Raw genomic sequence first — 14,445 nt, forward strand, 5'->3', positions numbered from 1 at the left:
TTTAATTTTCTCTGTCAAAATACTTATAGGCACTATAAGCCATTGTTACTACTCCTGTTGTTAAAGAAGATTCGTCTAATTCGAAACGAGGATGATGTAAAGGATAATTATGTTGGTTTTCTTTGCCAATACCTAAACGAAACATGGTACCAGGTGCATACTCTAAATATACCGCAAAATCTTCTGCCCCTAAGGATGGTTCAATAATATTGATAACGTGTTCTTCTCCTAATGCCTCAATGGCTGATTTTTCAATAATTTTCGTTAATGTCATTTCATTTTGTACACTGGGCAAACGATGATGATAATTAATCTGACATTTTGCACCGTAAGTATTGCAAACTCCCTCTACAATATTTTTAATCCAAATAGGTAATTTTTCTCGAACTTCAGGATTTAGCGATCGCACAGTACCAACCATTTTGACCTGATCAGCGATAATATTAGCCGCTTTTCCGCCATTAATTTGTCCGATAGTTAAAACTAAAGGATCTAGTGGGTTTTGCATTCGGCTGATAGCTTGTTGTAAGCTAGTAATAACTTGTGCCGCGATCCAAATAGCATCTATAGCTTGATGAGGACGAGCACCATGACCAGCTTCACCTTGAATTATAATCTCTAAATCATCCATAGCAGAAGTTAAAGCACCATAACGAATGCCCACAGAACGAGCAGGAATCGATGGAAAAACATGAACCCCAAAAATTGCAGAAATTCCCTTCATGGCACCGTCTTCAACCATCCAAAGAGCACCCTGAGCGATTTCTTCGGCTGGTTGAAAAATAAATCGAATATTACCGGGTAAAAAATCTTTTAGTTGAGAGAGAATCATAGCAGTACCTAAGCCTACAGTCGTATGTAAATCATGACCACAAGCGTGCATAACTCCCGGCACACGAGAGGCAAATTCTAACTGAGTTGCTTCTTGAATAGGTAAAGCATCCATATCAGTACGAATAGCTAAATGAAGAGTACTTTCACCGTTACCTTTTAATTCTCCAATGACACCTGTTTTTCCCACTCCTTCTTCCACATGAAGCCCACAAGAAGATAAAACTCCAGCAACATAGGTAGCAGTTTGATATTCTTGTCCACTTAATTCTGGATGGAGATGAAAATGACGACGAATTTCGATTAATCTTGGTGCTAAATCTACCGCTAAGTGCTTGATTTTACTGAGCATTATATCAACTCACATTTTATACTTTGGGGGGAATAAATCAATTTTAGATCAAAAGTAGATTTTCGCTAAATAGAAGACGAAGAGAAAATTATTAATTACTCATTACTTATTAATAATTACTCGTTGTCTTCTCTAAATTGTTGATTGTTAATTGCTCATTGGTATCTAGCCTTCAGCATTTAAGAAAGGTAATAAGGCAACTAAACGAGCTTGTTTAACTGCACGGGTTAAATCTCTTTGTTGACGGGCAGTTAATCCAGTGATACGACGAGGAAGCATCTTGCCTCTTTCCGTTACGAATTTATGTAGTAATTCGATATCTTTATAGTCAATAGGTTGACTTGGAGGAATAGGAGATAATCTTTTGCGAAAATAAGCCATAATTATGTTTAAACTATTATTTTTACTTGTAAGAAACTAGAAAATCAAACTATTTAATTTCTTTGTGAACGGTGTGTTTATTGCAATGAGTACAGAATTTTTTCAGTTCCATTCTGCCAGTAGTATTGCGTCTGTTTTTCATGGTTGTATAACGAGAAACACCAGCAGAGCGTTTATCATTATTTGTGCGACACTCAGTGCATTCAAGAGTGATAATTATACGGACACCTTTTTTACTTGCCATTTTTTTAGCTTAGTTACTATAACAGTAATTTTATACACAATCTATTATTATCCCATAATAACGTTATTTTTGACAAGTTCTAAATAATTGACCCTAAAGCAACCCAAGTTATTTAAACAGATGAAAATAGAAGAAAAGATTAAGATATAATAGTAAGTTTGCAATTTAATAACATTCAAGAGAAATAAATTATGTTTTGGGCGGATAAAATAGCGGAAACATCTCAACAACCAGAATTAGTGAACGATTCCAAAACCCCTTCAGGTAGAGTTCATGTTGGTTCAGTAAGAGGGGTAATTATTCATGATGTCATGTATCGTGCCTTAAAAAGAGCTGGAAAACCTGTGAAATTCACTTATGGTGTTGATGATTACGATGCGTTAGATACTGTACCTCACTATTTAGATCAAGAAAAATTTACTCCTTATCTAGGTTATCCTCTTTGTAATGTTCCTTCTCCTAATAATAGTGCTTCTGATTATGCTAAATATTTTATGGGAGAATTTTTAGAAGTTTTTGAGTATTTAGGAGTTAAAGCTGAGATTTATTATTTGAGAGATTTATATCGCTCCGGCAAACTAAACACTTATATTGATAAATTTTTACGTCATGCTCAAGATGTGAGAGAAGTATATAAAGATGTCAGTAAAGCGGAACGTCCTAATAACTGGTATCCTTTTCAAGTAGTTTGCGAAAATTGTGGAAAAATTGCCACCACCAATGTTACTGACTATGATGGCGAAAAAGTTTTTTATACCTGCAAAGAAGACGCTACAGACTGGGTTAAAGGTTGTGGACACCAAGGGTGGGTGTCGCCTTTTGATGGTAATGGTAAACTACCTTGGAAAGTTGAGTGGGTAGCTAAATGGGATTTAGTTGGTGTAACGATGGAAATGGCTGGAAAAGATCATTCCCAAAAAGGTGGCTCTCGTGATGTTGCTAACGCTATTTGTCGTAAAGTTTTGCACAAAAAACCACCCTTTCATTCTCCTTATGAATTCATCCTCGTTAATGGTACAAAAATGAGTTCTTCCAAGGGTGTTGGCTCAAGTGCAAAAGATATGGCGGATTTATTACCACCAGAATTATTACGTTTTTTAATGTTAAGAACTCAACCAAAAACTGTGATTAATTTTGCTCCTAATTATGACACAATTATTCGTTTATTTAGAGATTATGATAATTTATTAAATGAATATACTAAATTGCAAAAAAATAGTTCAGAAGTAGAATTAGATAAAAATTTATTACCTTTATTTTATGCACAATTAGGAGAAGAAATTAAAACCTATTATACCTTTGATATTAGCACCTTGATTTCTTTATTACAAGTACCCCATTTAGACTTAAAAGCCGAAATTAGAAAAAGAGCAGATAGAGAATTAAACGAGTATGATTGGGAAAAAATAAATGAAAGAATTATGGTAGCTAAGAAATGGTTAGAAGACTATGCTGATGAAGAAGAAAAACTTGTTATTTATTTTGATACAATTCCAGCTATTGCTTCACAATTAAGTGATGAACAAAAACAATATTTAATCGCATTAAAAGATATATTAACTAATGTTGAAAATTGGGAAGGAGAAGAGTTACAGACAGCTTTGTTTACTGCGACAAAACAGTTAAATGTTAGCCCGAATATAGCATTTCCTGCCGTTTATTATTCATTTTTAGGTAAAGAAAAAGGACCAAAAGCTGGTTATTTATTTTCTTATTTAGACAAAAACTTTGTATTAAAACGTTTAAATGATGTAATTAAATAATATTTAAGATTATGTAGGTTTATTTGTAAAAATTGCACTTAACCTACTATAGTGTTAAGTCTTAAAATATTGAAATTGTTAGTAAAATGTTCGAGTTTAGTTTACCTAATAGTAAAATTATTTATTATCCTAATTTATGGTCATTAGATGAAGCTAATTTTTTGTTTAAAGAGCTAAAAAGTAGGATAAAATGGCAACAATATTATATAACTTTATTTGGTAAAAATCATCCTCAACCCCGCTTGACAGCATGGTACGGTGATCAAGGTAAAATATATACTTATTCTGGCATGACTCTATATCCTCATGGGTGGATTAAGCCATTAATAATAGTAAAAGAAAAAATTGAACCAATAATTAATACAAAATTCAATAGTGTTCTATTGAATCTCTATCGTGACGGAAAAGACGGCATGGGATGGCATAGTGATAATGAAAAAGAATTAGGGAAAAAACCTGTTATTGCTTCCGTAAGTTTAGGTGCTCAAAGACGATTTTTATTAAAACCTAGGGATAAAAAAAATAATCTACGAGAGGAAATTATTTTAAGTCATGGTAGTTTATTAATTATGGCAGGGGAGACTCAAGAATATTGGTTACATCAAATTCCAAAAACCAGTAAACCTGTTGCCCCAAGAATTAATTTAACTTTTAGATTTATTGTTGATAATTAAAATATGTTGACACTAAATACAATAATCTTACTATATGAGTTGTAAGCTTTGTCAGTATAGTAAGATTTTAGGGTTGCGATAGAATATCTAAGTCAATAATTAATGATCAATTATTAATTATTATCTACATTTTCAGTATTTTTCAGTAAAGTTACTCTCACGTCATCAATAGCATGATTTAATTGATTAATTTTTTCTTCTAAACTTAATCTTTCATTTTCAATTTCTTCCTCATCATCTATCATGGAATATCTACGAGATTTGATAGATGGCTCATTATCTGAAATAGTTTTATTATCATTATTTTTGTTAGCTATTACTGTGCCAATGATGCCACCAACAACTCCACCAACAATAGTGCCTAAAAGAAATCCACCACCAAAGTTGTCTTTTTCACTCATATATTTTGATTTAATTATTTATAAAATTTTATTTATTTTTCTATACTTATAAGAAAATATTAAAATTATTATTGATTGTGAACTATTAACCGTTTATTGTCAATTATTATTAGTACCAAAAGCACGATCACCAGCATCACCTAATCCGGGTACAATATAACCATTATCATTCACTTGCTCATCAATCATAGCAGTATAAATATTTAAACTGGGATAGTTAATACTTAATTTTTGTAAAGCTGGAGGTGCGGCTACAACAGATATGATACGAATAAAATTAGGATTACCCCCTCGTTTGACAATTTCATTCATCGCTAATGTAATAGATCCACCAGTGGCTAACATGGGATCTAATATTAAAATACGGGTATTATCTTCAAACTTAGTCGGTAATTTATTCAAATAGCAACTAGCCTCAAGGGTTTCTTCGTTTCTTACGACTCCGAAATGATAAGTAGCCGCAAGGGGTAACAAAGTTTGACATCCTTCCCATAAGGTTAAACCTGCCCTTAAAATAGGAATTGTAGCGATCGCTGTGTTAGGATCGATAAAAGTAGCAGGAGAATTAGTTAAAGGTGTCTGTATTTCAACATCCATAGTCGGCAACCATTCCCTAATTGCTTCATAAGTTAACCAACGTCCTAATTCTACCATTGCCGTCTTAAAAAGAGTAGAAGGATTATTTTTATCCCTTGCCACTCCCAACCAATGTTTAATTAAAGGATGAGGAGGTACATAAATTCTTAGTTGTGACGGCATAATCTTTTACGGTTATCTAATTGACTAGATTATTATAAATGTTTTTTGTAGATAACCTGAGAAAAAAACTGAGTAAATACCATTCGCAACTATTAATTATTTTTCGACAGCAATGGTTAAAACTTCATTACCTGATTCAGTAACTAAGACATCATCTTCTATTCTTACCCCAATTCCTTTCCAATAATCAGGGATTTCTGGTTGTCCCTCTACTGGTTTAATATAAGGTGAAATATAAATTCCGGGTTCAACTGTTACGACATGACCTGCTTGAAAAGTTGTCCATTTTTCGCTATCTTGTTTATAATTACCAGCATCATGAACATCTAAACCTAACCAATGTCCTGTTCTGTGCATATAAAAAGGCTCATATTTTTTACCGTCAATAATCTCTTTACTATCACCATTCAATAATTTTAATTCTTTTAAGCCTTCTACTAATACTTCTACAGCCTTATCATGGTATTGATTATAGGTATTACCTGGTTTGACTTGATCAATGGCTTGTAATTGCGCAGATAATACTAATTGATAGATGTCTTTTTGTTGAGAGGTAAATTCACCATCTACAGGAAAAGTGCGAGTAATATCACCGTTATAGTAGCCATAGCAACAACCAGCATCAATTAATAATAAATCTCCAGCCTCCATTTTGCGGTTATTCTCAATATAGTGCAGAATACAAGCATTTTCTCCTGATGCCACGATAGAGGGATAAGCCATGCCATCACCACCTAAAAGTCTAAAGGTATGCTCAATTTCGGCTTGTATTTCGTATTCATAACGCCCCGGTTGTGCAAATTCCCTTGCTCGTTGATGTGCTTTCACAGAAATTTCTGCTGCTTTTTTTAACATCACAATTTCCGCCTCACTTTTGACTAATCGCAAAGGATGTAAAACAAAGTTAGAATCTTCTAAAGCTACAGGACCACTACCTCGTTTTGGATAACTGGCGACTAATCTTTGCCAATTATAAATAATTTTTTCGTTAAAGTGAGCATCTCTACCTAAATGATAGTAAATGCGATCACCTGTTACTAAATATTCGGGTAACTTCTGGTCTAATTCATTGATAGGATAAACTATATCGGCATTATAAGCCTCTTTTGCTCCTTCTACCCCTACACGATAACCCGTCCATATTTCCTTTGCTAAATCTTTTGGCTCTACAAAAAGTATGAATTGATGTTCTTTATGATTTGGAGCAAAAACTGCTACTGCTTCAGATTCATTAAACCCTGTTAAATAATAAAAATCACTATCCTGACGATAAACATATTCAACATCATTGTGCATTACTGCTTGAGGTGCACTACGAAAAATAGCGACACCTTTACCGATAGCATTCATAAATTTTTGACGACGTTGTTGATATTCAGCCGAAGAAATCATCATAGAGTTAGGTAAAGAAATATTAACTAATATTAAATTTTAACTTACCTTGTCGAAAAAGAAAGGAATCTAAATGATAAGGAGTAAAAAAAAAGATCATAAAAAATAAAACGATGAATAATCAATGGCAAGTTATTAATAAAATAGTAGAAATAAAATCTCCATGGGTAACTTTAATAGGAGAAAAAATTAAAGATAATCAAGGTAAAATCTTAGATTATTGGCGAGTAGAAAAACTCGATTCTTTAATTATTATTACTCAATATAAAAATCAATTAATATTTCCTAAATTAAATTATCGTGTAGGTATATCTAAAGTTAGTTTAGACTTTGCTGGAGGTAGAGTTGATTCTCACAAAAGTTTAGAAAATAATGCTTTATTTATCTTAAAAAAAGAATTAAATATAGAGGAAAAGGATCTACAATATTTAATCTTACTTAATCATCAAGGATGGGAAATTAATAGTGCTTTTAATAATCAAAAATTATGGGGGTTTTATGCACAAATAAAAAATGAAACTAATCTCAATGATAATTTTATCGGTGCTAGTTATAGTCTTACCAAGGACAATCTTAAATGTTTACTTAAAGATTTAACCTGTCTTCAGTGTCGAGGGATACTATTAGAGAGTATTTGTCAAGAATTTGTTGCGACTTCTTAAAGAAACGGTATAGAATTTAACTGAAAGATTTATTTTTTTCGTTTAAAGCAATTTTATTGATGATTGATTACTTATGACTACTTACACTTTACCGCCCACTTATTCTTACGGTTATACCCTTGATTTTATTCGTGACGAAATTAGAGCTCTTTTAGAAAGGGGTACTATTAGCCGTCATCAACCAATTTATAGTTTAGCTAATTACATTCCTCCTAGAGAATGGTTATCCGTAGAAAAACAATTGGAAGAAAAAGATTTTTTATTGCGCGATCGCATCGGTGATTTATTGGGAGCTGAAAATTGGGATAATGATTAGCTGTAGCACAAGAAAAATAGGGGAAAACTTTGCCCCTAATATTTCATACAAACTAATTAATTGTTTATGACGATAAGTTAAGTTTTTGTAATTCTTCTCTTAAAGCGATAATTTCTCTGGTAAGTTCTTGGATACCATTACTTTGGTTATCTACAGACTTAACTTCTACATCTTCATAAAAATTACTATTTTTGCTGGTATAACCTTTAAAAAATTCTTCAATAATTTGTCTAGCTTCTTGTTCTGTTATAGTACCTTTTTGCACCCATTCTTGAGATTTTTCTTGCCACTGGGCATTCAAATCAGATAATACCTGACTACGTTTTTGATTATCTTGTAAAGTCTCCACTATCGTAGCTGTAGCACCAATAACAGTCCTAAAACTTTGTTGAATGAGATTAAATATAGTATTGCTTTCCATTGTGATTAATACACTCCATCTTGAAAAAAGATATTTGACTTTACTATAATCTAACTTTTATGAAATTTGATTAATGATTAGTGATAACCACACAATAAATAAATTGAGAAAATTAGTTATTTGTTTATTGTTTGATACTTGATCCACATTATCGAAAAGTTTAATCGTAAAAAATAGAATTTATTTTACTAAAGTATTTAATTCATTCTTAAAAACTTATTGCAATTTATGACTAGACAGATTCTAACGGGATTTGGTTTTTTTTCAGGTATCAGTTATCCTTTTTTAGCAGTAAAATTTTTAGCGGTCAATAAAAAATTATGGAAATATTTAATAATTCCTATTATTATCAATTTCGCCGTAGGAATTACTACATATATTTTACTCTTAAAACCTAGCTTAAAATTATTTGATTCTGTGACAAATGATATTATTATTTGGATAGATAAAGTAATTGATAAATTACCAGAATGGTCTAATTTATTAATTTATATAATAGTTTTTGTTAGCTTATTATTAAAGATAAGTTTATTTATTCTATTGTTATTTATAATCGGCTTTATTATTACTCAATTTGGGTCAATTTTAGGTTCACCTTGGTATGGCAAATTATCAGAACAATTAGAAATTTTAAATACAGGAAAGTTAGAAATAATAGAAATAAATATTTTTTACGATATATTCAGAGCAATTTTATTTGAACTAAAAAAGATAGTGTTAATTATTATAATAAGTTTACCATTATTTTTACTTAACTTTATTCCTAGCATTGGAAATATAATTTCTTTAATAGGTGGTATAACATTAACCATAACTATTATTTGTTTAGATTTTTTTGATGCAATTTTAGAAAGAAAACGTTTACACTTTCGACAAAAACTAAATTTTGTAAGACAAGGATTTCCTACTACTGCTGGTTTTGGTTTAATCTGTTTAATTTTAATTAGCGTACCTTTACTGAACTTAATTATCATTCCCATTTGCGTTTCAGGGGGTACTTTATTAGTTTGTGATCAAACCCGAAATAATTAAAAATCAGAAAATTATATTAGAGGTAAATAATACTCATCCCATTTAAACTTTACCTTATCCTCAAAATTATCAAAGGAAAATTCTCATAACTCTTCCTCCTCATTTGTCTTCATTTCCTTATATTAATAATCTCTGAGGATTGAATATGACAGAATAATAAATAAAATTGTCAATCAAAAGGAATTTATCATATCCTTAAGATCTAAAATCAGGAGTAAATTTGTGACTATAGCAACACTTGAACCTAACACTAATAATGATTTTAATCAAGATACTTTCAATACTTATGTAATGAATACCTATGGACGTTTTCCTGTCACCATCGAGAAAGGTTCAGGTTGCCGACTTTGGGATAATAATGGAAAAGAATATCTTGATTTTGTAGCTGGTATTGCTACTTGTACTCTCGGACACGCTCACCCTGCTATGATTGAAGCCGTTACTAAACAGATACAAAAGCTACATCATATATCTAATTTGTATTATATTCCTGAACAAGGAGAGTTAGCAAAATGGATTGTTGATCATTCCTGTGCTGACAAAGTTTTTTTCTGCAATTCTGGTGCAGAAGCAAATGAAGCGGCGATTAAATTAGTGCGCAAATATGCTCATACTGTTTTAGAATTTTTAGAGCAACCCGTTATTCTTACGGCTAAATCTAGCTTTCATGGACGAACTCTAGCTACTGTAACTGCTACAGGACAACCAAAATACCAAAAACATTTTCAACCCTTAGTTCCGGGATTCGAGTATGTTCCTTATAATGATATTATTGCTATTGAAGAGGCTATTACCAATATTGATGAAGGCGATCGCCGTGTAGCCGCTATAATGATAGAACCGTTACAAGGAGAAGGGGGAGTGCGCCCAGGGGATTTAGACTACTTTTTGCGGTTAAGAAAAATTTGTGATGAGACAGGTATTTTATTAGTGTTTGATGAAGTACAAACAGGAGTTGGTAGAACTGGTAAAATGTGGGGTTATGAAAACCTAGGAATTGAGCCCGATATTTTTACCAGTGCTAAGGGTTTAGCAGGTGGAATTCCCATTGGTGCGATGATGTGTAAAGCTAAATGTGATGTGTTTGAACCCGGAAATCATGCTAGTACTTTTGGAGGAAATCCTTTTGCTTGTGGAGTTTCTTTAGCTGTATTGCAAACTATAGAAAAAGAAAATATCATACAAAATGTTCAAGCTAGAGGAGAACAATTACGAGCAAGACTCAGAAGTATTACGGCAAAGTATCCTCAGTTATTTACTGAAGTACGGGGTTGGGGTTTAATCAATGGTATGGAAATTAAAGCTGACATTGATTTAACCTCTCTTGATATAGTCAAAAAAGCTATGGAAAAAGGTTTATTATTAGCACCAGCTGGACCAAAAGTGTTAAGATTTGTACCGCCTTTGATTGTTTCTGCTACAGAAATTGATCAAGCAATTGATATTTTAGACAATGCTATTGCATTTTTTGAGTAATTAGTAATACAAATATTAAGGGTTGCTTAATAACTAGAAAGTTCTTTAAATGGATTGGTTTTTTTTACAAGCCGATGTTAGTGAGACACGATGTACAAAGGAGAAAATTGTTATTATTATCTTCTGACTCCTGTCTCTACCTTCATCGAAAATTTTATGTTGAAGGTTGAAGTAAGACTTTAAAGATGTTCAATTAAAATTTTAACTCCGATTCCTATTAAAATAATTCCTCCCATCATTTCCGCTTGTTTTTCAAAAAGATGTCCAAATTTATTGCCAATAAATACGCCGAAAAAACAGATAAAAAAAGTAATAATGCCAATAATAGTAGAAGCTTCCACAATAGGAGTTTTGATAACTGAAAAAGTTAAACCTACTGCTAAAGCATCAATACTTGTAGCAATTGCTAAAGTTAATAAAACGTATAAATTACGAAAATCTGTCCCCTCTTCTTCCTCCTCTTCTTGAAAAGATTCCATTAGCATTTTTCCACCAATAAGAGATAATAAACCGAAGGCAATCCAATGATCAAAACTAATAATAAATTCCCTAAAAAATAACCCACCAACCCATCCTAATATTGGCATTATAAATTGAAATCCACCAAAAAAAGTAGCAATAATAAAATAATCTTTTAAAGTAAGTTTTTTGATACTAATTCCACCGCCAATAGACACGGCAAAAGCATCCATTGCTAAACCCACGGATGTTAAAAAAATAGTAATTAAATTCATAAAAATTTTAATAGTTTTTTGTTCAGACAAATTTTGTTAAACTAATGCGATAACGCTCTTTTTTGGTAACTTGAATTTCGCCAATTTCTAATCTACCTTTACCTCGGAAAGAAACTAAATCACCTTGTTTAATATTATAACTAGGTTGTGTAATTTCCTTCCAATTAATTCTCACATCCCCGTTACTAATTGCCTCTGCCATTTTACTACGAGATAAACCAAAACCAAAAGAAGCTACCGCATCTAAACGTAAAGAAGCTTCTACAGTAGTCATTCCTTTTATTTTTGGAGGGCGAATTTTTAAATCAGATAACTCAATACGAGTAGTTTTGACGGGAACAGAACGCACTTGAACTAAAGAAGTTTCAAGAAAATTTACCATTTCTTCTACCACAATAACTTGTGCTCCTCTTTCTCCTAAGACAATAATATCACCAATTTTTTCTCGAACAATTCCAGTGCCTAAAATTGAGCCTAAAAAGTCTCGATGAGTTGCGGTATCGAATAAAAAATTTCCTGCTATATCTAAAGCAGCAACAGGAATTTGACTTTCATCGGCAAAGACTTCTTCTCGATGGATACCGACTCGTTGTCTTTCGGCTTGAGGATAACCTCCCCATGGAATAATTTTTACTTCTGTTAATTGAGAAAAAATTTGATTAATTTCTGTTAACACTGGGGGAGAAAGAAAATCACTCACGACTAATTCCCATGTTTTAATTGCCTGTTGTGCTTTATCAATTATGCGAGCAATTTCTTCTTTATTTTCTACTTTTTTTAATAATTCTTCTCTAGGTAACATAACATATTTACAATTAATAATGAATAATTATGAATCTTTATTTTCAGAAATAATACCACGAGAAGAGTCTATTAGTGGTCGAAAATCATCAATAATTTTTTTAATAACACTGGCTAAAGGTACAGCCAAAAATATCCCTAATAAGCCACCTAATTTTGCACCAATAAATAGAGAAATAATTAACCAAATAGGATTCAAGCCAATTAATTCTCCCATAAAACGAGGAGCGACAACATTATCAGTGATTTGATCAATAATAGTAGCAAAAATAAAAAATAACAATGCTAATTGACCACTTTTAAAAATTAATAATAAGGTAACTAAAAGAGTAACTATTCCCCCAATAAAAGGTACTAAACTAGCAATGCCAATGCCGAAAGCGAATAAAATTGCTGAAGGTACTCCTAATATAACAAAAATAATCCCTCTAGCAATACTTGCAAATCCAACTAAAATTAAACGACTGAAAAAATAGTCTTTAAATGTATCACTTAAATAATTAGGTATTTTGTCATCCCAAGGCTGAGGAAACCAGCTAAAAATTCCTTGCCAAAATTTTTCACCACCGATTAATAAAAAGATGGTTAAGATGAGAATAAATAAAACATTAAAAACACTATTAATAGTAGTAAATAAAATGCTAAAAGTTTGAGTACCAATAGTTTTAATAATAGTAGAAATTTTACTATTTATCTGTTCAAAAATAGAGTCAATATTAATAGAAAATTTATCAAAAATTGAAATATTACTGGAGATATATTGATTAGCTTGATCAATCCATTTTGGTACATTAATTAGAAGTTCATCCAATTGTTGAATCAGGATTGGGATTAAAATAAAGCTAGTAATAATTAAAATAATTAACGCTGATAACAAAACTAGAGTAATTGCTAAAGGTCTTTTTAAACCTTTTTTGGTTAACAACTCAATTAATAGTTCTAATAAAAAAGCGATAATACTAGCAATAATTAAAAAACTGATTAAAGGTTCGAGATAGTTAATTAATAAAGTTAATAAAAATCCATTAAAACAAAGTAAAGGAAAAATTAAACTTAAACGTAACCAGCGAGGAATTTTTGATAGTTTTTCTAACATAAATCAACCTATAAATTATTGCTTATTACTTATTACTTTTTTAATCAACAAATTAATATATAATTAACAAAAAATATAACTTTATCTACCTTGTCTAATTCTTAAACCCTCTTGAAATCCACGATCATAGTCAATAGAATTACGAGGATTATCGTATCTTAAACCATTAATACCATCTTGACGACCTCGGAAAAATTCTTGATCTGGGCTTACTGGGCGGTATCTTTCTTCTCTTGCCCGTTGATTATTACGAATAATAGCACTTGTTCCCACTCCTGCACCTACTCCTAACATAAAATCACCGAAACTGGCTTGAGCAGGTTTTACAGAAGTTGTAACTATAGTCGTTAAAGTTGTTGCAATAACAGTCAAAGTTATAGTTGTTGATTTCATCGATTTATTTAAGTTTTTCATAAAAGAATTAAAATGTTAAATTTTCAATTAAAATTAAGGACGTTCTTCTAGCCAACCTTTAACTTCTAAATTGATAATTTTTGGTTCATTATCTATTAGTGCAAAATGAATTTTATCAGTGCTAACAGATAGATATTTTTCCCCATTTTCTGAAATTATATTAGTTGCTCTAATTCTAGTTACCGTTGCCATTTGTCCATCTTCAGCAATTTTAGTTGTACGATAAGAATTAATGTATTCTCTTTGTTTAATTCTATTAAAATTGTTTTTTAAAAAATTTTCATGACTTTGTTTTCCTTCAATTACTTTTGTTGTTGTAGTTTCCTCGGACTCTACAGTAATGGAAGAAATAATATAAGGGCATAAAAAGTTAAGAATTTGTGCCAAATTTTCTTCTTTTTCAGCATTTTCTATAGATGTCATCACTGTCGTTATTAATTCTTCAGTTAATTCTTGGGTTTTCTGAGCCGTTAAAATAGGTTTTAAGCTATTAATAGGCTCTGCTTTAACAGCATTAGCGACGATAACAATTTGACTGGTAATCAAACTGCTGATAATTAGATTGATTAAGCTATATTTTTTCACGTTTTTCTTTCAAAATTAGTTAATAAACTTTCATCAAAAATTATAGATCTAATTTTTATTACAAAATCAAACTATTACATTTATTCATGTTAGTTGATAAGTTCATAGCAG

At 31.3% G+C, this 14,445-nt stretch carries 18 protein-coding genes; 6 read left to right on the top strand and 12 right to left on the bottom strand.

The window, feature by feature from the left end; genetic code table 11:
- Nucleotide 1: 1 nt before the first annotated feature.
- From GM3708_RS03230 to rpmG, 3 genes are all read right to left on the bottom strand, one after another.
- Nucleotides 2-1,183 (bottom strand): M20 family metallopeptidase, encoded by a 1,182-nt coding sequence (locus GM3708_RS03230; protein ID WP_066344077.1) that lies wholly within the window; start codon nucleotides 1,181-1,183, stop codon nucleotides 2-4.
- Nucleotides 1,184-1,348: 165 nt separating this feature from the next.
- Nucleotides 1,349-1,564: a 30S ribosomal protein S18 gene (gene rpsR / locus GM3708_RS03235; RefSeq protein WP_066344078.1), complete on the bottom strand. Its 216-nt coding sequence runs from the start codon at nucleotides 1,562-1,564 to the stop codon at nucleotides 1,349-1,351.
- Between the two features lie 49 nt (nucleotides 1,565-1,613).
- Nucleotides 1,614-1,808 (bottom strand): 50S ribosomal protein L33, encoded by a 195-nt coding sequence (gene rpmG / locus GM3708_RS17775; RefSeq protein ID WP_071827570.1) that lies wholly within the window; start codon nucleotides 1,806-1,808, stop codon nucleotides 1,614-1,616.
- Nucleotides 1,809-1,999: 191 nt separating this feature from the next.
- Between rpmG and lysS the strand changes: the two genes are divergently transcribed.
- A complete protein-coding gene (gene lysS / locus GM3708_RS03240) occupies nucleotides 2,000-3,571 on the top strand; it encodes a lysine--tRNA ligase (protein WP_066344080.1) in 1,572 nt (523 codons plus the stop codon).
- Between the two features lie 86 nt (nucleotides 3,572-3,657).
- Nucleotides 3,658-4,245, top strand: a complete 588-nt coding sequence (locus GM3708_RS03245; RefSeq protein ID WP_066344081.1) for an alpha-ketoglutarate-dependent dioxygenase AlkB — start codon at nucleotides 3,658-3,660, stop codon at nucleotides 4,243-4,245.
- Nucleotides 4,246-4,358: 113 nt separating this feature from the next.
- Here GM3708_RS03245 and GM3708_RS03250 read toward each other — a convergent pair whose 3' ends face one another.
- The 3 genes from GM3708_RS03250 to GM3708_RS03260 form a co-directional block, all read right to left on the bottom strand.
- Nucleotides 4,359-4,646, bottom strand: coding sequence for a hypothetical protein (locus tag GM3708_RS03250; protein ID WP_066344083.1), 288 nt, complete (start codon nucleotides 4,644-4,646; stop codon nucleotides 4,359-4,361).
- A 99-nt stretch (nucleotides 4,647-4,745) separates the two neighbouring features.
- Nucleotides 4,746-5,405 carry a uracil phosphoribosyltransferase gene (gene upp / locus GM3708_RS03255; RefSeq protein WP_066344085.1) on the bottom strand — a complete coding sequence of 220 codons (660 nt, stop codon included), beginning with the start codon at nucleotides 5,403-5,405 and terminating at the stop codon, nucleotides 4,746-4,748.
- Nucleotides 5,406-5,501: 96 nt separating this feature from the next.
- Entirely contained in the window at nucleotides 5,502-6,800 is a 1,299-nt protein-coding gene (locus GM3708_RS03260; RefSeq protein ID WP_066344088.1) for an aminopeptidase P N-terminal domain-containing protein, read from the bottom strand.
- 110 nt (nucleotides 6,801-6,910) lie between these two features.
- Between GM3708_RS03260 and GM3708_RS03265 the strand changes: the two genes are divergently transcribed.
- Complete coding sequence (locus GM3708_RS03265) at nucleotides 6,911-7,459, top strand: hypothetical protein (protein ID WP_066344090.1); 549 nt, start codon at nucleotides 6,911-6,913, stop codon at nucleotides 7,457-7,459.
- A gap of 73 nt (nucleotides 7,460-7,532) precedes the next feature.
- Nucleotides 7,533-7,775 carry a DUF4327 family protein gene (locus GM3708_RS03270; protein ID WP_066344092.1) on the top strand — a complete coding sequence of 81 codons (243 nt, stop codon included), beginning with the start codon at nucleotides 7,533-7,535 and terminating at the stop codon, nucleotides 7,773-7,775.
- 64 nt (nucleotides 7,776-7,839) lie between these two features.
- Here the strand turns inward: GM3708_RS03270 and GM3708_RS03275 are convergent, their stop codons facing one another.
- Nucleotides 7,840-8,196, bottom strand: coding sequence for a hypothetical protein (locus GM3708_RS03275; RefSeq protein WP_066344094.1), 357 nt, complete (start codon nucleotides 8,194-8,196; stop codon nucleotides 7,840-7,842).
- A gap of 228 nt (nucleotides 8,197-8,424) precedes the next feature.
- Between GM3708_RS03275 and GM3708_RS03280 the strand changes: the two genes are divergently transcribed.
- Nucleotides 8,425-9,228, top strand: coding sequence for an EI24 domain-containing protein (locus GM3708_RS03280; RefSeq protein ID WP_066344095.1), 804 nt, complete (start codon nucleotides 8,425-8,427; stop codon nucleotides 9,226-9,228).
- Nucleotides 9,229-9,450: 222 nt separating this feature from the next.
- The gene (locus GM3708_RS03285; RefSeq protein WP_231933048.1) at nucleotides 9,451-10,704 is read left to right on the top strand and encodes an aspartate aminotransferase family protein; all 1,254 of its coding nucleotides are present in this window, start codon (nucleotides 9,451-9,453) and stop codon (nucleotides 10,702-10,704) included.
- Nucleotides 10,705-10,883: 179 nt separating this feature from the next.
- Here the strand turns inward: GM3708_RS03285 and GM3708_RS03290 are convergent, their stop codons facing one another.
- The 5 genes from GM3708_RS03290 to GM3708_RS03310 all read right to left on the bottom strand — a co-directional run bounded on the left by GM3708_RS03290 (nucleotide 10,884) and on the right by GM3708_RS03310 (nucleotide 14,334).
- Nucleotides 10,884-11,438, bottom strand: coding sequence for a manganese efflux pump MntP family protein (locus GM3708_RS03290; protein ID WP_066349324.1), 555 nt, complete (start codon nucleotides 11,436-11,438; stop codon nucleotides 10,884-10,886).
- Nucleotides 11,439-11,460: 22 nt separating this feature from the next.
- Nucleotides 11,461-12,240: a photosystem II S4 domain protein gene (locus tag GM3708_RS03295; RefSeq protein WP_066344099.1), complete on the bottom strand. Its 780-nt coding sequence runs from the start codon at nucleotides 12,238-12,240 to the stop codon at nucleotides 11,461-11,463.
- 27 nt (nucleotides 12,241-12,267) lie between these two features.
- The gene (locus GM3708_RS03300; protein ID WP_066344100.1) at nucleotides 12,268-13,335 is read right to left on the bottom strand and encodes an AI-2E family transporter; all 1,068 of its coding nucleotides are present in this window, start codon (nucleotides 13,333-13,335) and stop codon (nucleotides 12,268-12,270) included.
- Between the two features lie 81 nt (nucleotides 13,336-13,416).
- Entirely contained in the window at nucleotides 13,417-13,728 is a 312-nt protein-coding gene (locus tag GM3708_RS03305) for a hypothetical protein (protein ID WP_071827644.1), read from the bottom strand.
- A 54-nt stretch (nucleotides 13,729-13,782) separates the two neighbouring features.
- Nucleotides 13,783-14,334 carry a hypothetical protein gene (locus GM3708_RS03310; protein WP_066344105.1) on the bottom strand — a complete coding sequence of 184 codons (552 nt, stop codon included), beginning with the start codon at nucleotides 14,332-14,334 and terminating at the stop codon, nucleotides 13,783-13,785.
- Between the last annotated feature and the right edge of the window lie 111 nt (nucleotides 14,335-14,445).

It is taken from the genome of Geminocystis sp. NIES-3708, from assembly GCF_001548095.1.
GTDB lineage: Bacteria > Cyanobacteriota > Cyanobacteriia > Cyanobacteriales > Cyanobacteriaceae > Geminocystis.